The organism is Streptomyces calidiresistens, assembly GCF_014141525.1.
In the GTDB taxonomy this organism is placed as follows: Bacteria; Actinomycetota; Actinomycetes; order Streptomycetales; family Streptomycetaceae; genus Streptomyces; species Streptomyces calidiresistens.
Window position 1 is genome coordinate 1 of the sequence record NZ_VKHS01001373.1, and the last position, 797, is coordinate 797.

A 797-nucleotide genomic window follows, 5' to 3' on the forward strand; every position below is an offset into this window, starting at 1 on the left:
GGCCCACCCCGCCCCGGGGTGGCGTCCCGGCGGAGCAGGGAGTGCAGCCGGTCGGCCTCGCGCCGCCACCGTCCGACCCAGCCGTCCCGCCGATCGCCCCCGGCCCCGTGCCGCGCGGCCCGGCACACCGCCGCGAGATCGTCGCCCATCGCCCGGGGCGGTTCCTCGCTCAGCACGGCCACCAGTTCCGCGGCCCGCCGCGCCCCGATCAGGGGCGCGGCGTCCAGCAGGGCCCGGGACCACCGCGGGTGCAGGCCGACGGCGGCGACGCGCCGTCCGCGATCGGTCGCGCGGCCCGCGTCGTCCACCGCGCCCAGGTCCCGCAACACCGTCCGGGCGGCGGCCATCGCGCCGGCGGGCGGAGGGTCGGGGAGCGGCAGGTGCTCCGCCGCGGGATCGCCCCAGCACGCCACGTCCAGGGCGAACCCGGTCAGGTCGGCGACCGCGATCTCCGGTCGGGCGAACTCCCGCAGTCGGCCGTGCTCGGCCCGCGACCAGCACCGGAGGACCCGTCCCGGAGCCTCGCGTCCCGCCCGTCCGGCGCGCTGCCGGGCCGAGGCCCGGCTGACCGGGACGGTCACCAGCGAGCCCAGGCCCCGGGCGTGGTCGGTTCGCGATTCGCGGGACAGGCCGCTGTCCACCACCGTCCGCACCCCGGGGACGGTCAGGCCGGACTCCGCCACGGAGGTGGCCAGCACGATCCGCCGGGTACCCTCCGGGGACCCGGCGAGGACGGCGTCCTGGACGGCGAGCGGGGCCCTGCCGTGCACGCCCAACACCTCCACCCGGTTCCCGCC

At 79.9% G+C, this 797-nt stretch carries 1 protein-coding gene; it reads right to left on the reverse strand.

What is annotated here, in order from left to right; all coding sequences use genetic code 11:
• The coding region (locus tag FOE67_RS27380; RefSeq protein WP_267133376.1) for a helicase-related protein at positions 1-797 on the reverse strand (797 nt) is incomplete at both ends.